We start from the raw sequence: 21665 nt of genomic DNA, 5'->3' as shown, positions 1-21665 counted from the left end.
GGCGGTGGCCGTTCAGCTCGGCCTCGGACCGGGGGCGAACGGCTCCGCGCCGACCCCGCATCAGCGAGTCGAAGTGGGCCGCGAACGACACCCGGGGCAGGCGGAGGCTGCCGTCCGGTGCGCTCACCAGCGCCTCGAGATAGTCGGGATCGAAGTCCCCGTGCGTCATCGACATCGGTTCGCGCCCGGCGGCGCGCATCGCCAGCAGGGCCTCGGCATGGGCGTCGGGGTCGAGCAGGGTCACCTCGCCGCCGATCAGCTGTGCGTGCGCCCGGGGCCCCCGCCGGGTGCGGAGCAACGCCATCTGCCGCTTCACCTCGCGCACGGTGTGTCCCCCGTCGACAGTGACCTTGTTGGCGTCCGCAGAGTGGTAGCAGGGCGAGCAGGTCAGGTTGCACCGGGGAAAGACGCCGTGCGTGCCCTCACACCCGACTGCGGCCCGGCCGAGCAGCTGCGCCGGGGTGCGGGCCGCGGCCGGCAGCTCGGCCCAGCGCAGAGCCAGCGCGGCGGTCTTCTCCGGTGAGGAGGTCCGGGTCGCCGACTCCCAGCCGCTGAGCAGGCTGATGAGTCGGTTGAGCGGCCGGTGAGCAGGCGCGGGTCGGGTCACGTCCCGGTAACCCGCCGGGGCTCCGCCTGGCTTCCCGGCCTCCGGAGACGACCTGCCCGAGGCTCCCCGCGCCGCTATGTGACCGCGCTCACCGAAGGCTGGGACCAAGCGGACCTACGCTGCGGCATGCGAACGCTGGCACGGAGCGCATGACCCGCGCCGGAAGGCTGACTGCCGCCGTGGCCTTGGCCATGGTGCTCACGGCCTGTGCGAGCACGTCCGGCGAGAAGACCGACCCCGCGGAGAGCCCCTCGCCTGCGGTCACGACCGATCCGGCCGTCCAGCCGCAGGGCACCGCGATCCGCCGCGGACCGTCCGCGCTGGACGATCCCGCCGATCCGGACCTCCCCACCCCCCTGATCGACGTCGAGGATCTGATGTCGGGCGGGCCGCCACCCGACGGCATCCCTGCCATCGACCACCCCGTCTTCGAGCCCGTGGCCGACGTCGACTGGCTCAAGCCCGACGAGCCGGTCATGTCCCTCACGGTGTCCGGGGTGACCAAGGCGTACCCGATTCGGATCATGACCTGGCACGAGATCGTCAACGACCGCCTGGGCGGCGTCCCGGTCGCGGTGACCTATTGCCCGCTGTGCAACTCCGGTGTCGCGTTCGAGCGGACCGTCCGCGGGCACGTCACCACCTTCGGCACCTCAGGGCTGTTGTACGCCGACAACCTCGTCATGTACGACCGGCTCACCGAGTCGTTGTGGCCCCAGCTCACCGGCCAGGCATCGGTCGGCACCCTGACCGGCACCCAGCTCATGAGCATCCCGATGGGCACGGTGGGCTGGGCACAGTTCCGCGCCGAGCATCCAGACGCCGTCGTCCTCAGCCGGACGACAGGGTACGAGCGGCCCTACGGCAGCAACCCCTACTTCAGGTACGACGACCCGGGCTCCGATCCGTTGTTCGAGGTGCCCGGCGGGACCGACGCCCGGCTGCCCGCGAAGACCAGGGTGGTCGGTGTCGGCGATGGGGAGCAGGCGGTGGCGATACGTCGCGACCTCCTGGCGCAGACGGGGGTCCAGCACGTGACGCTCGGGTCGGAGCGGGTGGTGCTGTGGCACGTCGCCGGACAGCGTTCGGCGCTGGACACCGCCGCGATCCCCGAGGGCCAGGAGATCGGCACGGTCGCGGCCTTCGAGGCCAGTGCGGCGGGACGCCCGCTCGACTTCGTCGACGCCGAGGACGGCACCTTCCGGGACGAGCAGACCGGCTCGAGCTGGAACGTCTTCGGTCGCGCCGCCGACGGCCCCCTCCGGGGACAACAGCTTCGCGCCATCGCCTACCAGGACACCTTCTGGTTCGCCTGGGTGGCGTTCCAGCCCGAGACGGCCCTGATCACCGGGCCCTGATCACCGAAGCGCGCCGGCCGTCAACAGCATCGCGCCGAGGACCGACCCGACCGTCGGGTAGGCGGCGGTCATCGACGTCGCCCGAGCTGGTGCGCAGGGCGTTCGGAACTCTGTCGGACAGGGCGGCTGTCGCGGACGACCCACCCAAGGGGGCGACACGAGACTACGGAGTGACGCTGGCGCCTTCTGTGAGCGCGGTCGCCGACGGGTCGGCGATGGTCGTACTCCGACAACAGACACTTCGAGATGGCGGTCAGGCGCCCGACGGCCGCATCGCCGAAACCGGTTCGTCCGCGGAGAGGTGATTGTCGAGGCGTGGCGCGTCAGCTCTCCGGGTCATGGGCTGTCCCGGAGAGAAGCGCTCCTCGGGCTGGTGGTCCGTGTGCGCGCTCACCCACGTGCCGCGCTCCCCGTGCTCGAGCCAGGCCCGGGCATGTTCGTGTGCCCGCCTGATCAGGTCGTCGGCCTGGCTGAAGTCCGTGGGTCCCACCGAGATGGGGCACAACGGCGGAACCACGCGCAGGTCGATCGCGCCGGCGTACCGCTCCACGTCGCGCAGCAGCCTCTGGTGGATCATCAGGCTGGCCGCCTGCAGGGCGACAGCCAGGGCACTGCCCGGTGGGTGCTCGAGCGCGCACGAGTATCCGGTCGCGAGCACCCAGATCGTCCCGGCACCCAGATCGAGAGCATGGGAGATCGGGGCGTTGTTGACCACGCCGCCGTCGACCAGAGTGCGCCCGTCGACCGCCACGGGCGGGAGCACCCCCGGGATGGCCGCGCTGGCCAGGATGGCGTCGACGGCGTCACCGGTCGAGAGCAGCACGTCCTCCCCGCTCCTGATGTCGGTGGCGACCACGTGCAGCGGCACGGCGGCGTCCTCCAGCCGGTCGAACCGCAGATGGGCACGCAGGAGGCGCCGCAGACCACGGTCGCTGACCAGATGATCGCTCATCCCGACGAATCCGAGCAGGCCGTCGAGCGGCCGGGCCGGGAAGACATCGGCGCGCCGGAGCGAGCGCCAGACGTCGCCCAGTGCCGCGAGGTCCCCGTGGCCGGCCACCCAGGCCCCGTTCACCGCACCGACCGAGCTGCCGACCACCAGGTCGGCGATCACACCGGCCTCGTCCAGCGCGGCCAGCATGCCAACCTGGGCAGCGCCGAGGTTGGCGCCGCCGGAGAGCACGAACGCAGTGGTCATGGCGCAACTCCTCCCCCGGGTGGGCTCCGGGCTTGCCTGGAGAAGTCCGGGACGAGCACGGACCCATGACGGAGTGTCACCTCGATGACAGTGTGCGTTAAGCCGGGGAGGTGACCCTGCCGAGCGCCGCTGTATCGAGGATGTGCACCCTTCCGTAGCTGAGCTCCACCAGGCCGCGTGCGGCGAAGCGCCTGAGCACCCGGTTGACCGAGGGCCGGCGGACGCCGAGGAGCGCAGCCACGGTTGTCTGCGTCAGGTTGACCACGCCGTCGACGTGTTCTTCGAGGAGGAGCTGGGCGACCTGGATCTCCAGCGGCTCCCCCAGCAGGCTGGTCAGCCGCGAGTGAGATCGCGCGAGTCGTTGGGAGACACTAGTCAACCAGCGCCGGGAGACCTGCGGATGGGTGGCGAGCAACTCCTCGAACGCGGCGCGGTCGAGCATGAGGCAGGTCGTGTCCACGATGGCGCGGGTCTCGTACGGCATCCGCAGGCCGAGGAGCATCTGGATGTCGCCGTCGATGTCCCCCGCCCGCAGCGTCTGGATGACCTGCCGTCCCGCCGAGCCATGGACGGCGAGCTCGAGGCACCCCTCACGGACGATGCAGACGGCCGCCGGCTCCTCGCCGACCCGGGCCAGCGGCTCGCCCGCCGCCAACTGCCGGACACGGATGAAGCGGGCCAGCTCCTCGACGTCCTCGAGTCGCAACGGTGTCGTCCCGGCGCGCCCGACGCAACGCGAGACCCAGAGCGCGTCACGAAGCGCGGCCGACTGGTCGGAGGACCTGCGCATCCGCGTCTCCTTCCGGGGGCCGCCCACCACTACGCGGACGAAGAGTGTCACTGAGATGACAGTCGAGGACGATACCTGGGCGCGAGGACCTTGCTGTCATGTCAGGCACACACGCGACCACAGGAAGGCACACCATGCCCCGCGTCCCCGTCCACACCGTCGACAGTGCCCCCGAGAACAGCCGTGACGAGCTGAAGGCACTGCAGGCGAGGTTCGGCAAGGTCATGAACATCCACGGCGAGATGGCACACTCACCGGCCGTCCTCCAGTCCTACGTCGCGATCCAGCGGGTCATCGCCGACTACGGCTCGTTCGACGGCTGCACCCGCGAGGCCATCGCACTGGCGGTCGCGAACGTCGACGAGTGCGCGTACTGTCAAGCGGCCCACACCGGAGGCGGCAGGGCCGCCGGTCTCTCCGACGAGGAGATGATCGCGGTGCGGCGAGGCGCCGCGGAGTTCGACTCGAAGCTCGACGCCCTCCTCGCCCTGGCCCGTGAGTACACCGGCCACGTCGGTGCCGTCCAGGACGCCACGTGGGACAACGCGATCGTCGCCGGATGGACCGACGAGCAGCTCAGCGAACTGTCCGTGCACGTGACGATCAACCTGTTCACGAACTACTTCAACCACTTCATCCAGACCGACCTCGACCTCCCGGAGGCACCCGCGCTCTGATGCGGTCCGCGCCCGTACCCGGGATGCCTGCCGCGGCCTCCTGGGTACGGGTAGGGCCGGAAGCCAAGGCCGACACAACCGAGAGGCAGCCGTCGTGACCGACGCCGACATCAACTTCTACTTCGACCCCGTCTGCCCGTTCGCCTGGCTGACCAGCAAGTGGGTGCGGGTGGTCCAGTCCCAGCGGGCCTACTCCGTGGACTGGCGGCTCATCTCGCTGCGCCTGGTGAACGCCGACGTCGACTACGCCAGCCGGTTCCCTCCGGAGTACGAGGCCGGGCACACCGCCGGCCTCCGGCTGCTCCGGGTCGTGCATCGCGCCCGGTCCGAGCACGGCCGGGAGGTGGTGGGCCCGCTCTACGCGGCGCTGGGAGCGCGCATCTTCGACTCTGCCCCCGCCGATCCTTCCCTGGGGAACACGGGCCCCGACCCCCGGGGCACGTCGTCGTTCCTCGCGCCGGTGCTGGCACACGTGGGGCTTCCCGACCACCTCGTGCAGGCGCTGGACGACGAGTCGCTCGACGCCGACATCCGTGCCGAGACCGACGAGGCCCTGTCCCTCACCGGGAAGGACGTGGGGACGCCGATCATCCACTTCCAGCCACCCACCGGGGTCGCGTTCTTCGGGCCGGTCATCTCCCGGCTCCCCAGCGAAGAGGACGCCGTGCGGCTCTGGGACCACGTGGTCGGACTGGCCGGGTTCCCCGGGTTCGCCGAGCTCAAGCGCAGCCTTCGCGAGCTCCCCCAGCTGCGCGGTCTCGGTGTAGAGGAGGGCGAGGTGGGCGTCGAGCAGGACTGGCACGGCGGCAGCCGGCGGACGAACAGGTAGGACCTGGACCGCGCATGCGCCTTCGCCGCGAGCAGCGGGTGCTGATCAGGGCCGACGCCTCAGCGCGGGGCCCGGCCGCCAGCGCTGAGCGGATGGCTGGCGGTCGTCAGCCGGACCGTGTATCCCGGCGCGAGGAGCTCCACCGGGTCCACGATCCCGGATCCCGTCGGACACGCATCCACCGCCCGGTCAGAACCCGAGCAGAGGACCGGTGAGGGTCAGCCCCACGTCCGCGGAGAAGACCCAGAGGAGCGCGAGCGCGCCACCGGCCAGCGCCAGGTCCTTGTTGAACTGGACCATCTCCATCTGCTTGGACGTCGGCTCGGTCTCCTTCCAGAACGCATGCATCAGGAACGCAGTCGGCACCAGGAAGAGAGCGAGCAGGATCGCGCCGAGGTCGCCCCACACCCCCAGGACCACGGAGAGACCCCCGACCCCGATCAGCACACCGCTCAGCATGGTGGCCGGTGCCGCCACGGGCAGGCCACGGGAACTCGCGTACTGGGCCATCGCCTGCGTCTGGGTGAGGTGGCCCATCGCCGACATCAAGAAGAGCGCGCCGAACAGGATCCTTCCCACCAGGAAGATGACGTCCATGGAATGCCTCCCGACCTAGGTGTGGGTGCGCGCCCACTTGCGGACGCGCGAGAGCGAGATCTGCCCTCAACCCCCCGAACGCGATCGGAGCGTCGGCGCATTCCAGCGGTTGCGCGGGTCCGGGAAGCAACCGACCACCGGCCGGGGTTTCCGAGTCAGCCCTGAAGCTCTTCGCGGGAGGAGAGGAAGAACCATGGACCGTGAGCGAGTCGAGTTCCCCGGGCCCCTCGGCACTCCGCTGGCCGGCCCCAGCTCCAACGTCGTCGACCTGGTCGCGGCCACGGACTACCTGCGCGACCACCAAGCCGCCTTCGCGGCCTCCGCCGACCCTGCGGCGCCATGACCTCGCTGCCCATCGGTGGGTACGCCCTGCTCTCCGACCGACACTCGGCCGCGCTGGTCTCCTCGGGCGTCTCGGTCGACTGGCTGTGCATGCCCCGCTTCGACAGCCCGTCGGTGTTCGCGACCCTCCTCGACGACCAGGCGGGGCACCGTGCCCCATGTCGTTCCGGGCCCGTCCGGAGTACGGCCTCGTGTGCGGCGGCCGCAGGGGTCCGGGCCGCGGTCGAGACCGACGGCTGGGACGAAGGCCTGGGGGCACTCACCCAGTCCTTCGGCAGTCGGGCCCTCGACGCCACTGTCCTCCTCCTGCCCATCGTCGGCTTCCTGCCCGCCGACGACCCGCGGGTCGACTCCTCCGCCGGCGAGCTCCTCGGCAACTTCCCCCAGACCTTCAGCCAGATCGGCCTGGTCAATGCGGCCTGGGCGCTCGACGAGGCCACTCGGACCCCGCGGAACAGGGAGGCCTGACCATGGACTGGACCGTCTACTGGTTCATGCTGCCGGTCTGCATCATCATCGCAAGCGTCGCCATGTTCTCCGGGATCAGCGGAGCGGCCATGCTCATCCCGGTCTTCCTGATCGGCTTCCCACTCTTCGACCTGCCCCGGCTCACCACGGTCGAGGCGATCGGAACCTCGCTCTTCCTGGAGACCTCCGGCTTCGGCACCGGGCTCTACCGGTACATCCGGATGCGACTCGTCGACTCCGCCACCGCGTGGCGCCTGATCGCGCGGACGCTGCCGCTGGGAATGCTCGGCGCCCTGGCCTCTGCGCACGCTCCCGTGCAGGCGCTCCGGCTCGGGTACGGCGTGGCCATGGTGGGGCTCGCCGTGCTCCTGGTCCGCGAGACGCACGCCACCGAACCGGCCGTCGTGCCTGCCTCGTCCCAGCCGACCCTGGCCGGTGTGCCCGGCAGCGGCACCGCGCCCGGTGCCGCACTCGCCCCGACCACCGGCTCCGTCCATCCCCCCTGCCCCCGCGGAGAGGCCCGCCAGGTGACCGCGGCCGACGGCACGGCGTACGTCTACTGCGCGCACGGCCTCCGCGGCCAGCAGGTGCTCTCGGGCATCGGCGCGTTCTTCGCCGGGCTGATCTCCACCGGCGTCGGCGAGGCGACCCTGCCTGGCCTGGTTCGTCGGTCCCGCTTCCCCATCGCGGTGGCCGCCGCGACCTCGACCGTGGTCGTCGCCGGGACCGTGGTCGGCGCGGCGCTCACGCACATGGTGCAGCTCGCCGCCACCGGCGGCTTCTCCGCCATCCCCTGGAACCTGATCGTCTGGGCCGTGCCCGGTGCCGTGCTCGGAGCCATCCTCGGCACGGGACTCCAGGGCAAGGTCAGCGCCCGGGTGACCCGGTGGTTCTTCGGCGGCCTGTTCCTGACCATCGGGGTCACGTTCCTGCTGGCCTTCACGGTCTTCCGGAGCAGCTTCGGCTGATAGGTAGCCCGAGCCGGTCGAAGAGTGTCTGCGACCTGACAGTCCGTCGTCCGCCCGGCACCCCCGGCGTGTTCTCTCGGCAGTGAGGAACCCCGACCCAAGGAGACACCTGATGGTGAACAGTGACACCGCCCTGGTCCTGACGGACCCGCAGAACGACTTCCTGAGCGAGCACGGAGTGGCCTGGGAGTTGGTGGGGCAGAGCGTCCAGGAGAACGGCACGATCCCGAACATCGAGCGCCTCCTGGAGAGCGCGACGACGGCGGGCGTCCCCGTCTTCGTCTCGCCCCACTACTACTACCCGTACGACGGCGCCTGGCAGTTCGGCGGGACGCTCGAGCAGAAGATGCACGAGATCGGGATGTTCGCCCGACGTGGCCCCCTCGACCTCGACGGCTTCGAGGGTTCGGGAGCGGACTGGCTGGACCAGTACAAGCCGTATCTCCAGGGCGACGGCACCGTCGTCACCAGCCCGCACAAGGTCTACGGCCCGCAGAACAACGACCTCGCACTGCAGTTGCGCAAGCGCGGCATCGGACGTGTGATCCTCGCGGGCATGTCAGCGAACCTCTGCGTCGAATCACACCTGCGCGACCTGCTCGAGCGTGGTTTCGAGGTGACCGTCGTCGCCGATGCGACCGCCGCGGCCCGGCACCCCGAGCTCGGCGACGGCTATGTGGCGGCGATGACCAACTTCCGCTACCTCGCCAGCGCGGTCGTCGACACGGTCCAAGCCTCCAAGGAGCTCGCCGGCTGACTCACCGCAGCCCGACACTCGAACCGTCGGGAAGCTCGCAGCCAGGTCACCGGGTTCCGGATGCAGGCGGTCCATCGGCCACCGCCCGGATCCGAGCTCGCCCCGGCCCAGAAGGAGAAGTCGTGGACCCTTCCCGTACGCCGCCCCCACCGGTGGAGGTGCTCTGGCGGCCCGGCTGTCCCTTCTGCAGCTCCCTGCGTCGGGGGCTGCGACATGCGGGAGTCGCCACCGTGGAGCATGACATCTGGGCCTCGCCCGCAGCGGCCGCGCGCCTCAGGGAGGTGACCGGTGGGGACGAGATCGTGCCCACCGTCATCGTCGGGGCGCAGTCCTTGGTAAACCCCTCGGTGCGCCAGGTCCTCCGGGCACTGGAGACCGAGTACCCCGAGCACCACCAGGAGGCGTCGGCGGCTGACGAGCCTCCCGCTGGGCCCTCGGGGGCGGGCTTCGCCGGCCCCGTGTGGACCGCTGTCGTCACCGCCGCCTGGCTGGTCCTGGCCGGGTGGCAACCGTCCACCACGTGGCACCTGGCCCCTCTGCTGGTCGCTGCCGCGTGGCCCTGGGTGGTCGGTCAGCATCAGTCCCCCGACGACCCGTCGGCACGTCGCCGGATCGTGGTGGCCGCGGTTGCCGGTCTCACGGTGGCATCGCTCGCCACCGGTGCCCTCGCCGCGATCGGTCACCTCGAAGGCCCGACCTGGACCGGCTCCGGGTCGACAGTGGCCGAGGCGCTGCTGCTGGCCGGAGCCGGCTCCCTGCTGGCCATGGTCGCCGGTCTTGCTCGCACGGTCCGCCGGGTCGCCCGCGATTGAGCGCCCGGGTGCGCCGTCCAGCCCGCACGGCGCGCCCGGGACCACCCGCGCGGCAGGCCGGACCGATGCCGATCGACCCGACAGCGTGCGACGGGGACGAGTCGCCCTGAGGTAAGCGCGCTCACAGAACACGCGTCGCATCCTCTGCAGAATCGGGCCATGCGCTGGATGTCCGCCGTGCTCGCCGCCGTCCTGTTCACCGCGACCGCATGCGGTGCCGGGTCGGGCGCGGACGGCGGGGCCGGAGACGCCGCCCCGATCGGGATGGGCAAGTTCGCTGACCTCGACTTCTCGGCCACCACGCTGACGGGCGAGACCTTCGATGGCGCCGAGCTCGAGGGCGAGCCCGCGGTGCTGTGGTTCTGGGCGCCCTGGTGCGCGACCTGCCGCGCCCAGAGCGTCAACGTCTCCCGGCTGGCGGAGCAGTACGACGGCGAGGTCGCTGTCGTCGGGGTCGGCGGCCTGGACTCCGCGGCTGCCATCGAGCGGGTCGCCGACCAGATTCCGGACGTGACGCACCTGGTCGACCCCCAGGGCGAGGTGTGGCGGCAGTTCCGGGTGACCGCCCAGAGCACGTACACGGTGATCGCGGCGGACGGGGAGATCATCTCGGAGGGCTACCTGGACGACGGCGAGCTGAACGATCTCGTCGCGCAGCTGGCGGGCTGAGGTGGACTCCGGGTCGTTGGGACTCGCGCTCGGCGCGGGGATGCTCGCTGCGGTCAACCCGTGCGGGTTCGCCCTGCTCCCGGCCTACCTCTCGCTGTTCGTGCTCGACCACCAGCAGCTGCCGCGCCGGACAGCCCTGCTGCGAGCGATGCGCGCGACCGCAGCGCTCACGATGGGCTTCACCGTGGTCTTCGGCGTGTTCGGGATCGCGGTGGCTCCGGTGGCAGCCTCGGTCCAGTCCTATCTCCCCGGCTTCACGGTCGCGCTGGGCCTGCTGGTCGCCGTGGCCGGCCTCTGGGTCCTGCTGGGACGCCGGCTGCCGGCGATCCGTCTCACCCGCGGCGCGAACGCGCGGCCGGTGACGGCGAGCTGGCTGTCGATGACCGGGTTCGGTGCCAGCTACGCCGTCGCGTCGCTGGGGTGCACGATCGCGCCGTTCCTGGCAGTGGTGGTCACCAGCTTCAGATCCGGGTCGCCGGCCCAGGGACTCGTCCTCTTCGTGGCGTACGCCGCGGGCATGGGCTTCGTGGTGGGCGCGGCCGCGATGGCGACCGCGCTCGCCAGGGGCGGCTTGGTCAACCGGGTGCGCAGCATCGGCGGGGTGCTTCCGCGCGTCGGAGGTCTCGTCCTCGTGCTGGCCGGAGGCTATGTCGCCTGGTACGGCATCTGGGAGCTGCGCGTGCTCCACGCCGACGCGGGCCGCGACGCCGTCGTGGAGCAGGCGGCCTCGATCCAGCGGTGGCTCGCCGACCGGGTCGAGGCCGTCGGGACCACCGGCTTCGCCCTCGTGCTCGGCGCGCTTCTGGTGGCGGCCCTCCTGCCGCGGCGCCGCCGATCGCGACCACCGCCGGCCGTCGACGTACCCGACCCCGTCCTCCGACCGTCAGACACCATCAAGGAGAACTCATGAGAATGCAGGCCGTCTTCAACGGAGCCGTCATCGCCGAGAGCGAGAGCACCGTGGTCCTGGAGGGCAACCACTACTTCCCCGAGGAGTCGGTGCGACACGAGTTCATCGTGCCCTCCGACACCCACTCCCTGTGTCCCTGGAAGGGACGGGCTTCCTACTACTCCGTCGTCGTCGACGGGGCCGTCGCCCCGGACTCCGCGTGGTACTACCCCTCGCCGTCGCCGGCAGCTGAGGAGATCGGCGGGCGCGTCGCCTTCTGGCAGGGCGTCCGGGTCGTCGAGGCGCCGGCCGAGGCAGCACGGTGACCGGGCCGACGACCCGGGCCGACATCGTGGTGGTCGGCATGGGTGTCGGTGGCGAGGCCGTCGCCGGCTCCCTCGCCGAGGCCGGTCTCGACGTGGTCGGCATCGAGGCCGAGCTTGTCGGCGGCGAGTGCCCCTACTGGGGTTGCATCCCCAGCAAGATGATGATCCGCGCGGCCAACCTGATCGCCGAGGCGAGCCGGATCCCCGGCATGTCCGGCACCGTCGACGTACGACCCGACTGGACGCCGGTCGCCGACCGGATCCGCCACGAGGCCACCGACGACTGGAACGACCAGGTCGCCGTCGACCGATTCACCGGCAAGGGGGGCCGCTTCGTGCGCGGCGCGGCGACCGTCCTGGGGCCCCGCAGCGTGTCCGTCGAGGGCGTCGGCGTGATCGAGGCGCGGCGTGGGATCGTGCTCGCCACCGGCACCAGCTCGGTCGCGCCGCCCATCGACGGGCTGGCGGACACGCCGTTCTGGACGAACCGCGAGGCGGTCAGCGCCAAGGACCTGCCCGCCTCCCTCGTCGTCCTCGGCGGCGGCGCGATCGGCGTGGAGATCGGCCAGGCCTTCGCCCGGTTCGAGGTGGAGGTCACGGTCGTCGAGGCAGCCGAACGCATCCTGCCGGCCGAGGAGCCGGAGGTGTCCGCGCTGCTGGCAGACACCTTCCGATCCGAGGGGATCACCGTCCTTGCCGGCCGAGCTGCCACCCAGGTCGGCTACGCCGGCGGTACGTTCGCGATCCGGCTCGACAACGGTGACGATGTCACCGCGGAAGGGCTGCTGGTCGCCACCGGCCGGCGGCCGCAGGTCGCACCCGAGATGCTCCGGGCCCTCGAGCTCGAACCGGGCCTGCGGGCCCTGCCGGTCGATGAGCGGATGCGGGTCGCGGACGGGGTCTGGGCGGTCGGCGACGTCACCGGCAAGGGTGCCTTCACCCATGTCGCGACCTATCAGGCCGACCTCGTCGTCGCCGACGTCCTCGGCCGTCCGACGCCCGAGGCGGAGTACCGCGCGCTGCCTCGGGTGACGTTCACCGACCCCGAGGTCGGGTCGGTCGGCCTGAGCGAGGCACAGGCCCGCGAGCAGGGCCTGGCGGTCGCGGTCGGCACCGCGAACCTGCAGCACACCGCCCGGGGCTGGCTGCACAAGGCCGGCAGCCACGGCCTGATCAAGCTGGTCATGGACACCGACACCGGGCTGTTGGTCGGCGCCACGTCCGCGGGTCCGGTCGGCGGCGAGGTGCTCGGCGCCCTGGCGGTCGCCATCCACGGCCGGGTGCCGGTCGAGCAGCTGCGCCACATGATCTGGGCCTACCCGACCTTCCACCGCGGGATCCAGGACGCCCTGCGCGACCTGCCGATCGGGTGAGGGCACCAGCCGGCGCCGGCTCAGGATCAACCCGGCGACTCGGCCACGGCTCGCACCTCGGAGAACGGCGTAGGCGACCGCCCGGCCCGAGTCGAGCAGCAGCGGGATCGTGACGCCCTTCTCCTCGCACAGCCAGCGAGCCTGGTAGTCCGCCGATCCTCCGACGACGGTCGCCCGATGATGACCCGCCAGGACGTCCCCCAGACGCACCGGCCGGCCGAACGAGTCGGAGCGGACGAGGTCGACGGACACGGTGACGCTCTGCTGGATGGGAATCTCCTCGGACGTGGTGGCCCGGTCGGACGCCCGGCCCGCGGCGGGCGTACGGTCGCGCCGGGTCACTCGCGGTCCGCCGGAGCGACGGCGGCTCCACTCGTCGTTCCCCTCCGTGGCCGCCACCAGGCCACCCCAGCGGTGAGCACGGAGAGCACCGCCAGCCCCGCGCCCGCCAGGACGAACGGCCAGGACGCGGGCTCGTCGCTATGTGCGCCCAGGGTCGCGTAGAGCGTCGCGCCGGGGCTCATGCCGAGGATCGTGGCGAGCAGGTAGGACCGCCAGCGGACCCCGGTCACGCCCGCGCCGTAGTTCAGGACGGTGTAGGGCACCAGCGGCACCAGCCGCAGCCCCAGGACCGCCAGGAAGCCGCGGCGCGCGAGCACGTCGTCGAGCCAGGCCAGCCGTCGTCCCTCGAGCCGAGTCACCGCGTCCCGGCCCAGGAGCCGAGCCGCGCCGAAGGCCACGCCTGCCCCCGTGGTCGCGCCGACCAGGGCGAGGGCGGCGCCCAGGGGCACACCGTAGAGAGCCCCCGCGGCCAAGGTGAGCACCGCCTTCGGGACCGGGATCAGCGCGAAGACGACGTAGACCAGCACGAAGACGAACACCCCCGCCCAACCGGCCGCATCCGTCCAATCATGGATCTGGCTCATGGTCGGCGCGTCGGTCAGGAGTGTCGCCGCCGCCAGCAGCCCGATCAGGCTGACGAGCAGCCCGAGGCGCAGCCAAACGCCCCTGCTCACCCGGGGCCCACCGCGAAGACGGAGCCGGCGCCGGGGTCGAGCCCGATCGTCACCGTGCTCCCCGCCAGTACGGGCAGCTCGACCGGGTGGTGCGCGACCAGCGCGGCTCCGCTGTCGGTCTGCACGTCCACCAATTGGTGAGTACCCGCGAACCGAGTCCCGAGCACCATCCCCGTCGTCGTGACGCCCCTCGAGGCCACAGCCCGATCGGGTGCCGGGCCCGAGGTGATCCGCAGCCGCTCGGGCCTCACGACGAGCACCGCGGGGCCCCCCGGTGTCGAGTCGTCGACCGCCAGCCCACCGCGGACGCCCGGCGCCCGGAAGACCCCGGCCTCCACGCGGCCGGTCAGCTCGTTGGTCACGCCGAAGAACCTGGCCGCGGCCAGGCTGGGCGGACGTGTGTAGAAGACCTCCGGCAGCGCCTGCCCGGCGACCCGCCCGTCGAGCATCAGCGCGATCTCGTCAGCCACGTCGAGCGCCTCGGCCCGGTCGTGGGTGACGAACAGCGTGGTGAGTTTGAGCTCGCTGGCCAGCTCCCGCACCATCGCCCGCATCTGCTCGCGCAGGACCGCGTCGAGCTGGGAGAACGGCTCGTCGAGCAGGAGCAGCCGCGGTTCCAGCACCAGCGCGCGCGAAAGAGCTACCCGCTGTTCCTGTCCGCCGGAGAGCTCGCCCACGCGGCGGTGGCCGAGATCGCGGAGCTGAACGCGCTCGAGCATCTCGTGAGCCAGCTGACGTGCTCGGCGCCGGGGGACGCGGCGCATCCGCAGCCCGAAGGCGACGTTGTCCACGGCGGTGAGGTGCGGGAACAGCAGCGGCTTCTGGAACACCAGCCCGATCGGCCGGGACTCCGCCGGCGCGGCGGTGACCTGCGCACCATCGAGGATGACCTCACCCGCGTCGGGCCGCTCCAGCCCGGCCACCATCGCCAGCAGCGTGCTCTTGCCGCAGCCCGAGGGTCCGAGCAGCGCGGTGAACGAGCCCGGTGCGAGCTCGAGGTCCGCCTGCTCGACGGCGCACACGCCGTCGTACGTCTTCGACAGGCCGGCCAGGCGCACCCGGGCGCCGATCACCGCGCCGGTCATCCCAGACCTCCGATCGCGATCTCGGCAGGAGCCCCCCCGGACAGCTGCCTGGCCGCGGCAGCGGTCAGCACGATCGGCGGCAGCATCACCAGCAGCGCCAGCGACGCAGCCAGGGTCGTGTCGGACGAACCCACAGCGGCGAACAGCAGGATCGGCAGGGTCTGCACCTGTCCCCCACCCACCAGCAGGGTCAGCGTGTAGTCGCTCCAGGAGACGAGGAAGGCGAGCACGGCGGCAGCGACCAGCCAGGGCAGCATCAGCGGGAGCGTCAGTGACCACCAGCGGCGCAGCCGTCGGGCGCCGAGCGCTCGGGCCTGCCGCTCGTAGGAGCGGTCGAAGTTCGCGAAGCCCGCCTCGAGGACGAAGATCGCGTAGGGAAGCGCCGGGACCAGCTGCACCAGCGCCACGCCGAACGGGGTGTGGGCGAGACCGAGGCGGATGAAGAAGACCTGCAGACCCATGGTCGCGGCCATCGGTGGCACGACGACCGGCGCGAGCAGCAGCAGTTTGATGAAGCCCCGGCCACGGAACCGGTGCTGCCCCAGGGCGCGACCGGCCGGCCAGGCGACGGCGCACGCCAGGACGGCCACCACGCTCGCCGTCAGCACGGAGAGCACCAGCCCCTCGAGCACCCGCCCGGAGGGGGCGAAGGCCTGCACCAGCCCGCGCCCGGTGAACGTGGACGGGACGACCTCGGGATAGGGCGAGTTCGCGGCGACGGCCCGGAGCAGCAGCGGGAGGAAGGGCGCCCAGAGCAGCACGACCGCTCCCAGCACCCAGACGCGACCCCGCCATGGCGAGGCGGTGGTCACAGTGGTCTCCGCACGAGGCGGGTGAACAGCAAGACGTACCCCGCCGCACCCGCCACGCTGATCACCGTCGCGACCATGGCAAGCGCCATGGCTTGCGGACGCGCGGCCAGGTCGGCGTCGGTGTAGTACTCGTAGGCGAGCGCCGAGACGGTGGCCGGGTAGGGGCGGCCGAGCAGACGCGGCACCTCGTAGGAGCCGGCGGCGAACGCGAACACCAGCACCGTGCCCGCCATCAGCGAGGGCGCGATCACGGGGAGGGTGACGTGCCGGAATCGCTGCCAGCGTCGCGCGCCGAGCACCCGTGCGGCGCGGCCGAGCTCGTCCGACGCCCGGCCCAGGGCGGCCAGCACCAGCAGGGAGATGAACGGGGTCTCCTTCCAGACGTATTCGAGGGCGATCCCGAGGCCCAGCCGATCGGACGTGAGCTCGGGAAAGCCCGCCGGCGAACCGACGATCCCCACGGAGTGGGACAGGCGCGACACCAGCCCGGTCTGAGACAGCAGCAGCAGCATGGCCAGTGCGCCGACGACGTGAGGGGTCGCGAGGTTGACCTGCACCAGCCGGGCCGCCCAGACCCGGCCCCGCCCCAGGCGGTAGATCAGCAGGGCCAGACCGGTGCCCAGGACGGCTGCCGTGAACGTCGAGGCGACGGCCACCCGCAAGGTCAGCGCGATGGCGGGCCCCACGGCCGGGTCGTGGAGGAGGTCGACGTACGCCGCGAGCGTCAGCCCCTCGCCGCGGACCGTCGGCAGGTAGGGCTGGTAGCCCAGGCTCTGGGCGACGGCGAACCACATGCCCGCGCCGAGGAAGACCGTGATGACCGCGAGCGCCGGAAGGAGCCGGATCGCCAGGGCGGTCCTGCCGACCTGGGAGCTCACCTCTGCAGCACCTCGGTCTTCCAGTCCCGCTCCAGCCTGGTGACGTAGTCGCTGGCCAGCTCGGGCTGCCCGCGGGCGCTCAGCTCGTCCAGCGGCAGCACCGCTTCACTCGACGGCACGGCCGCGAAGTCCGCCCGGACGGCGGGGGGCACCTTGTCCAGGTCGACGGCGGGGTAGGCCCCGGTGGCGCGGTAGAGCTCGAGCTGGGTCTGCGGATCCTGCAGGAGATTGGCGAGCACCAGCGCGGCAGCCGGGTGCGCAGCGTTCTTCGGGATGGCCACGAAGCTGACGTTGCCGATGTTGCCGACCGAGGGAACCGCCTCGCGGGTCGCGGCGGGGTAGATCCCCTTGGCGACCTTGTCCCCGATCGCTCCGGGTCCGTAGGTGAAGTAGGCGTCGATCTCGCCGTCTGCGTACATCTGCTCGACCTGCGCCTGGCTCTGGGGATAGGTCGTCCCCTGCCGCCACAGTGAAGGACGCAGGTCGTCCAGGCGCCGCCACAGCTGCGGCGCCGCGCTCGCGTACTTGTCCTCGTCGAACACCCCGAGGAGACTGTCCGGTCCCCCGATCGTGTCGTAGAGGATCGTGCGCACCGCCATCGAGCCCGTGAAGTCCGGCGGCGCGGGGTAGGTGAACCTTCCGGGATGAGCGGCGGCCCAGTCGAACAGCGCGCTGATCGAGGCCACGTCGGCGGCGCGGATCCGGTCGGACCGGTACACGAGCGCGGAGTCGGCTCGCTGCCAGGCAGCCTCGCAGTCCTCGACCGGCGCGCCGAAGTCGTGGGTCACCGCGTCGTCGGTGAAGTCGACGAAGCTGGCACTGGGCAGCTGGGAGGGCCAGTGGCACCACCACAGGTCGGCCTGCTTGCCGGTGGCGAAGTTCTCGCCGTTGACCCAGACGAGGTCGACCGAACCCTCGTCCCGTCCGGCCTGGGTCTCGCCGAGAACGGTGTCGATGGCCTGCACCGTGTCGTCGATCGGGACCTGGTTCAGCGTGACGCCCTGCTTGGCGAGCTGGTCGGAGAGGTACCCGTTGACGAAGTCGTTGAGAGTGGAGTCGCCGCCCCACATGTACCAGTTGACGGTCTGGCCGTCGGCCGCCGTCACCACGCTTCTCCAGTCCGTGGCGTCCACCCCCGCCGACGGCGCCGTCGACGCGGCGCCGTTGCCGCAGGCGGCCAGGCCCAACGTCGCGGCGGCTGCGACGGCGGCCCAGCGCAGGGATCGGCGCGCCGGGACGGGCCGGCTCGGCCGCAATGTGATTCCTGGCATCGGGGTGTTCTCCTTGTCCGGTGTCAGCGGTGGGATGGGACGCCAGCAGGGGCCGGCGCCGTGCTCTCCGTCAGCGTGAGGAGCCGGATGCCCGAGGCGATGCGCTGCACGGCGGTGAGGGTGACCACGATGGTGAAGATCCAGAGCACGGTCTCGGCGCGACCGGGTAGCAGCGCGATGAGCACGTAGACGAGAACGGTCTCGGTGCCTTCGGCCAAGCCTCCGGTGAACCTGATCGAGCGGCCGTCGTGGCCTGCGTCGATGCGACGCTTCTCCAACAGCGAGGACAACGACAGCAGGGCGGTCCCCGAGATGTAGTAGGCCAGCATCAGGCTCAGTGCCGCAAAGCGCGCTTCCGGGACCGCGACAGCGACCGCCACCACGAAGCCGCCGTACACCGTGAAGTCGAAGACGATGTCCAGGAAGCCGCCGAGCTCGGTGGCCCCGTTCCTCCGGGCGACGGGGCCGTCCAAGCCGTCCAACACCCTGTTGACCAGCCACAACACCAGGCCGACGCTCCACTGGCCCGTCGCCACCGCAGCACACGCGCCCAGCCCTGCGCCGAGGCCCCCGACGGTGAGCCACATCGGCTTGACGCCGGCTCGGTCGAGACCGGCCGCGATCGTGTCGAGGCTCGGCGCGATGACGCGACGGACCCGAGCGTCAAGCATGATCGGCCACCGTAGCCAGTACGAGCGCCCACGGTGCCGCGTACTCCTGGCAGGCGTGGGCACTGCATCGGACGAATGCCACCGAGCGGTGCCCGTGGGATGACGTTCCGGTCACCTGTTCTCCTAGGGAAGTACCGCCCCTACCTGGGGACACTCGGGGCGAGTCCGCCCGTCGACACCACCCTGCCCCCACCTGAGGATCGGCTCTGTAACCGCGCACACAGAGGTCACTTGCAGGGATGAGGCCCCGGTCAGGGGCTCGACGCCGGCGCACCGGCCGCCCGACCAGGCACCTCGATGAACCACTCGGTGCCGAGCACCCGGCGGGCGAGCCAGGTCGGCAGGAGCCGCAGCACCGCGAGGGTGCGGACGCCGCCGGTGGCCTGGGACGTGTGGGCGGCCAGGGCGGCGCGCTTCGCGGGGAGCTGGTCGCGGACGTCGACCCGCAACGACACCCGGGGGCGCGCCGAGTAGATGTCGCGGCCCGGCAGGGTGAGGCCCGGGAGCGCCCGGGCGAACGGGCGGAGCAGGGCGATCCCGCGGGCCAGCCAGGTCCGGTCCCGGGTGGCCTCCAGCAGGTACGGCGGCCGAGCGGCCAGGGCCTGCGCGGCGCGGGCGACGTGGTGCACCTGGACGTGGTCCGGGTGGCCGTACCCGCCGTTCGCGTCGTAGCCGGTCAGGACGTCGGCGTCCTCCTCGTCGAGGACCGCGGCCAGCCGCCGGGCGGCGTCGGCGAGCGGCGCGTCCGCGAACCGGTCGACCAGGCCGCTCGGGGCGTCGGCCATCCCGGAGTCGGCGTACCCGAGCCAGACGACGGCGGCAGCGCCGAGGGCGCGGGCGGCGGCGTACGCCTCGGCCCGACGGCGTACGCCGAGGGTGCCGACCGGGCCCGCTGCGGAGGTCAGTCCCGCTCCCCCGTCGGTGGCGAACACCAGCACCACGCGGTCCCCGGCCGCGGCCCGCTGGGCGAGCCAGCCGCCGGTGAGCAGCGCCTCGTCGTCGGGGTGGGCGTGGAAGGACACGACCGTGGCCATCGGCTCGAGCCTAGGCCTGGGCCTCGAGCAGCGCCGGGACGAGCGGCTCGGCGGTGCGGGCCGGCGCGGCCAGCCGCTCGCCGGCGAGCCGGTACAGCGCCTCGGTCCGGTCGAGGGCGTCGGACCAGTCGAAGGCCGGGGCCACCCGCCGGTTGTGCTCGGCGATCCGCTCGCGGAGCCCGGGGTCGAGGACCAGGTCGGCCAGCGCCACGACCATCTCGGCGTCGTCGGCGACCAGGATGCCGTCCACCCGGTCGCGGATGAACTCGCCGACCCCGCTGCGGCGGTTCGCCACCACCGGGAGGCCGGCGCACCGCGCCTCGAGCGCGGCCAGGCCGAACGACTCCTTCGGGGCGGGGGCGACGTACACGGAAGCGGAGAGCAGGTGGCCGAGCACCTCCGACCGTGGGATCCGCCCGGTGACCCGCACGCACCCGACCAGCCCGCGGCGCCGGACGTAGCGCTCCACCCGACCGCGCAGCGGGCCGTCGCCGACGACGAGCAGCCGGACGTCCCTGCCCGGGACGAGCGCGCGCACCTGCTCGAACGTGCGGATCAGCGGCAGCGGTCGCTTGCGAGGCATCAGCCGCATCACGCTCACCAGCGTGATCGGCGCCTCCTCGCCCGGCCCCTGCGGGCGCGCCGGGCGGGGCGGCGCCGGCGACCGGCGCCACTGCTCGACGTCGATCGCGTTCGGGAGCACGGCGACGTCGCCGCCGTGCAGGGAGCCGCGGAAGGTCTCGGCGGCGGCGCCGCTGACCGCGGACCAGACGACCGGCCAGCGCCGCAGCCGCGCGAGGGCCGCGAGCCGGAGCAGGCCGCCCACGCCCGCCCACATCGAGTGCACGGTCACCAGCGTGGGCACCCCGGCGGCGAGCGCCGCCCGCGCCACCCCGAGGCCGTACGGCGAGAGCATCGACACGTGGACGTGCACCGCGTCGTACTCGGTGGCGAACCGGCGGGCCGCGGCGGCCGGCAGGCGGTGCACCCATTCCGGGTCGCGGCCCGCCGACGCGGTCGGCGTGAGCACGACGGCGTCGACGCCCCGCGCGCGCTGGTGCCGGACCAGGTCGTCGACGTGGGTCTCGATCCCGCCCAGCCGCGGCAGGAACACGTCGGTCACGTGCGCGACCCGGCGCGGATCGGCCCCCACGATCCGCGCCGGGTGCTGCACCCGCCGGGCGGCCCGGCGCCGGCCGAGCAGCCAGACGCCCAGGGTGCCACCGCCCACCGGGATCTCGAGGGCGAAGACGAAGCCGCGGTAGAGCACCGCGCCGGCCGCAGCGCCGGCCGGGTCGCCGCCGAGCGCCATCAGGATGCCGACCAGGCCGACGTCGGCGATGCCGACGCCGCCGGGGGTCACCGGCAGCACCGTCAGCGTGCGCTCCAGGGCGAAGCCGGCGAGGACCTCGGTCCAGGTGACGCCGCTGTGGGTCACGTGCAGGCACAGCCCGAGCAGGAGGCCCTGGAGCGCGACGTACCCGCCCATGCCCAGCGACATCCGCAGCCAGCCGCGGGAGACGACCTGCGCACACTCCCGGCGTACGTCGAGCAGCGGCCCGGCCACGTCGAGGTCGGTGGTGCGTCGCAGCACGCGCAGCACCGGTCGCGCGACCCACTCGACGGCCCGGCCCACGCCGACCGTGCAGCGGGGGCTGGCCAGCACCGCCGCGGCGCAGGCGGCGAGGCCGACGAACGCCAGGCCGGCCAGCACCGCGGTGTATCGCAGGGACGCGGTCACCGACTCGCCCGCGTGCGCCAGCGCGACGACGGCGATCACGGGCAGCACCAGCTTGGCGCCGATGTCGACGAGGTTGGTGAGGAAGGTGTAGCCGGCGAACCGGCGCCCGTCGATGCCCCAGGCACGCATCATCCGGCGGTTCAGCTCGACGCCGGCCGCCCCGCCGAGCGGGACGACGTTCGCGACGGCGCTGCCGGTCAGGTTCAGCGCCAGTGCCCGGCGGTGGGTGAGGCTGGGCGCCGCGGCGGTCAGCACGCTGGAGTGCACGACCAGGCCGAGGAACCACAGCACCACCAGGCCGAGGACGGCCGGCCAGTGCAGCGACCGGAGCACCGGCAGCACGCCGTGCCAGGACACGTCGACCGCCTGCGGGATCCCGACCGCGACCAGGCCGAGCGCGAGTGCCCAGGAGCCGACGAAGCGGAGCCGGCGCCAGGTCCGCGCCAGGGACCGGGCCTCGATGGGCTGGCCGGCGACCGCGTGCATGCCGGGACCGT

At 72.4% G+C, this 21665-nt stretch carries 23 protein-coding genes; 12 read left to right on the top strand and 11 right to left on the bottom strand.

Annotation, left to right across the window (positions count from 1 at the left end; genetic code table 11):
- The first annotated feature begins 786 nt into the window (after positions 1-786).
- Positions 787-1965, top strand: a complete 1179-nt coding sequence (locus NOCA_RS12020; RefSeq protein ID WP_238383462.1) for a DUF3179 domain-containing protein — start codon at positions 787-789, stop codon at positions 1963-1965.
- A 253-nt stretch (positions 1966-2218) separates the two neighbouring features.
- Here NOCA_RS12020 and NOCA_RS12015 read toward each other — a convergent pair whose 3' ends face one another.
- Complete coding sequence (locus NOCA_RS12015; RefSeq protein WP_011755540.1) at positions 2219-3163, bottom strand: patatin-like phospholipase family protein; 945 nt, start codon at positions 3161-3163, stop codon at positions 2219-2221.
- A 97-nt stretch (positions 3164-3260) separates the two neighbouring features.
- A complete protein-coding gene (locus tag NOCA_RS12010) occupies positions 3261-3953 on the bottom strand; it encodes a Crp/Fnr family transcriptional regulator (protein WP_011755539.1) in 693 nt (230 codons plus the stop codon).
- Positions 3954-4087: 134 nt separating this feature from the next.
- Between NOCA_RS12010 and NOCA_RS12005 the strand changes: the two genes are divergently transcribed.
- Both NOCA_RS12005 and NOCA_RS12000 read left to right on the top strand, forming a co-directional pair.
- Positions 4088-4630, top strand: coding sequence for a carboxymuconolactone decarboxylase family protein (locus NOCA_RS12005; protein WP_041546501.1), 543 nt, complete (start codon positions 4088-4090; stop codon positions 4628-4630).
- A gap of 94 nt (positions 4631-4724) precedes the next feature.
- Positions 4725-5459, top strand: a complete 735-nt coding sequence (locus tag NOCA_RS12000) for a mycothiol-dependent nitroreductase Rv2466c family protein (protein WP_011755537.1) — start codon at positions 4725-4727, stop codon at positions 5457-5459.
- Positions 5460-5648: 189 nt separating this feature from the next.
- Here NOCA_RS12000 and NOCA_RS11995 read toward each other — a convergent pair whose 3' ends face one another.
- The gene (locus NOCA_RS11995) at positions 5649-6056 is read right to left on the bottom strand and encodes a DoxX family protein (RefSeq protein ID WP_011755536.1); all 408 of its coding nucleotides are present in this window, start codon (positions 6054-6056) and stop codon (positions 5649-5651) included.
- Between the two features lie 193 nt (positions 6057-6249).
- Here NOCA_RS11995 and NOCA_RS27555 point away from each other — a divergent pair, with 193 nt between their 5' ends.
- From NOCA_RS27555 to NOCA_RS11955, 9 genes are all read left to right on the top strand, one after another.
- A complete protein-coding gene (locus NOCA_RS27555) occupies positions 6250-6399 on the top strand; it encodes a hypothetical protein (RefSeq protein ID WP_158305664.1) in 150 nt (49 codons plus the stop codon).
- Positions 6396-6866, top strand: coding sequence for a trehalase-like domain-containing protein (locus tag NOCA_RS27075; RefSeq protein ID WP_011755535.1), 471 nt, complete (start codon positions 6396-6398; stop codon positions 6864-6866). The genes NOCA_RS27555 and NOCA_RS27075 overlap by 4 nt, the downstream gene beginning before the upstream one ends.
- Before the next feature lie 2 nt (positions 6867-6868).
- A complete protein-coding gene (locus NOCA_RS11985) occupies positions 6869-7834 on the top strand; it encodes a sulfite exporter TauE/SafE family protein (RefSeq protein ID WP_011755534.1) in 966 nt (321 codons plus the stop codon).
- Between the two features lie 112 nt (positions 7835-7946).
- On the top strand, positions 7947-8591 hold the full coding sequence (locus NOCA_RS11980; RefSeq protein ID WP_011755533.1) for a cysteine hydrolase: 645 nt from the start codon (positions 7947-7949) through the stop codon (positions 8589-8591).
- A 122-nt stretch (positions 8592-8713) separates the two neighbouring features.
- Complete coding sequence (locus tag NOCA_RS26525) at positions 8714-9403, top strand: glutaredoxin family protein (protein WP_011755532.1); 690 nt, start codon at positions 8714-8716, stop codon at positions 9401-9403.
- Between the two features lie 159 nt (positions 9404-9562).
- Complete coding sequence (locus NOCA_RS11970) at positions 9563-10072, top strand: redoxin family protein (RefSeq protein ID WP_011755531.1); 510 nt, start codon at positions 9563-9565, stop codon at positions 10070-10072.
- A gap of 16 nt (positions 10073-10088) precedes the next feature.
- The gene (locus NOCA_RS11965; protein WP_011755530.1) at positions 10089-10982 is read left to right on the top strand and encodes a cytochrome c biogenesis CcdA family protein; all 894 of its coding nucleotides are present in this window, start codon (positions 10089-10091) and stop codon (positions 10980-10982) included.
- A complete protein-coding gene (locus tag NOCA_RS11960) occupies positions 10979-11287 on the top strand; it encodes a DUF427 domain-containing protein (RefSeq protein ID WP_011755529.1) in 309 nt (102 codons plus the stop codon). Before NOCA_RS11965 ends, NOCA_RS11960 begins: the two co-directional genes overlap by 4 nt.
- Complete coding sequence (locus NOCA_RS11955; RefSeq protein WP_011755528.1) at positions 11284-12660, top strand: dihydrolipoyl dehydrogenase family protein; 1377 nt, start codon at positions 11284-11286, stop codon at positions 12658-12660. The genes NOCA_RS11960 and NOCA_RS11955 overlap by 4 nt, the downstream gene beginning before the upstream one ends.
- A gap of 338 nt (positions 12661-12998) precedes the next feature.
- Here NOCA_RS11955 and NOCA_RS11950 read toward each other — a convergent pair whose 3' ends face one another.
- The 8 genes from NOCA_RS11950 to NOCA_RS25775 all read right to left on the bottom strand — a co-directional run bounded on the left by NOCA_RS11950 (position 12999) and on the right by NOCA_RS25775 (position 21654).
- Positions 12999-13676, bottom strand: coding sequence for a TVP38/TMEM64 family protein (locus NOCA_RS11950; RefSeq protein WP_011755527.1), 678 nt, complete (start codon positions 13674-13676; stop codon positions 12999-13001).
- Positions 13673-14761, bottom strand: coding sequence for an ABC transporter ATP-binding protein (locus NOCA_RS11945; RefSeq protein ID WP_011755526.1), 1089 nt, complete (start codon positions 14759-14761; stop codon positions 13673-13675). Before NOCA_RS11945 ends, NOCA_RS11950 begins: the two co-directional genes overlap by 4 nt.
- Entirely contained in the window at positions 14758-15573 is an 816-nt protein-coding gene (locus NOCA_RS11940; protein ID WP_011755525.1) for an ABC transporter permease, read from the bottom strand. The genes NOCA_RS11945 and NOCA_RS11940 overlap by 4 nt, the downstream gene beginning before the upstream one ends.
- Entirely contained in the window at positions 15570-16451 is an 882-nt protein-coding gene (locus tag NOCA_RS11935) for an ABC transporter permease (RefSeq protein ID WP_011755524.1), read from the bottom strand. The genes NOCA_RS11940 and NOCA_RS11935 overlap by 4 nt, the downstream gene beginning before the upstream one ends.
- Complete coding sequence (locus NOCA_RS11930) at positions 16448-17722, bottom strand: ABC transporter substrate-binding protein (protein WP_011755523.1); 1275 nt, start codon at positions 17720-17722, stop codon at positions 16448-16450. Before NOCA_RS11930 ends, NOCA_RS11935 begins: the two co-directional genes overlap by 4 nt.
- 23 nt (positions 17723-17745) lie before the next feature.
- Positions 17746-18393, bottom strand: a complete 648-nt coding sequence (locus NOCA_RS11925) for a CDP-alcohol phosphatidyltransferase family protein (protein ID WP_011755522.1) — start codon at positions 18391-18393, stop codon at positions 17746-17748.
- 251 nt (positions 18394-18644) lie between these two features.
- Positions 18645-19427 carry a PIG-L family deacetylase gene (locus NOCA_RS11920; RefSeq protein WP_011755521.1) on the bottom strand — a complete coding sequence of 261 codons (783 nt, stop codon included), beginning with the start codon at positions 19425-19427 and terminating at the stop codon, positions 18645-18647.
- Between the two features lie 10 nt (positions 19428-19437).
- Positions 19438-21654 (bottom strand): glycosyltransferase, encoded by a 2217-nt coding sequence (locus tag NOCA_RS25775; protein ID WP_049774324.1) that lies wholly within the window; start codon positions 21652-21654, stop codon positions 19438-19440.
- Between the last annotated feature and the right edge of the window lie 11 nt (positions 21655-21665).

It is taken from the genome of Nocardioides sp. JS614 (assembly GCF_000015265.1).
Lineage (GTDB): Bacteria > Actinomycetota > Actinomycetes > Propionibacteriales > Nocardioidaceae > Nocardioides.
Note: the sequence above shows the minus strand (reverse complement) of the source record. Positions and strands in the feature narration are given on the sequence as shown.